Source organism: Streptomyces sp. NTD91, assembly GCF_059510455.1.
Genome location: NZ_JCAJZW010000213.1, coordinates 1 through 213, shown reverse-complemented (window position 1 = coordinate 213; position 213 = coordinate 1). Strand labels below are relative to the sequence as shown.

Below are 213 nucleotides of genomic sequence, written 5' to 3'. Positions count from 1 at the left end.
AAAGGAACCAGTGTCATGTCCCAGTACCAGCTTCGCGTCTACACCCTGCGCAGCTCCGACGCGCTCGCCGCCTACGAGAAGATCTGGGCCCAGCACATTCCCGGTATGGCCAAGCACCGGATCACCACCCACGGCGTCTGGACGGTGCCCGCGGCACCCGGAAACGAGACCCCCCGTCTGTACGCCCTCGTTTCCTACAAGGACGCCGACGAC

At 64.8% G+C, this 213-nt stretch carries 1 protein-coding gene; it reads left to right on the top strand.

The genetic code is table 11. The annotated features are described in order from the left end of the window. Positions 1-15 precede the first annotated feature (15 nt). On the top strand, positions 16-213 hold a 198-nt coding region (locus AC5WRT_RS39280; protein ID WP_496098998.1), incomplete at its 3' end, for an NIPSNAP family protein.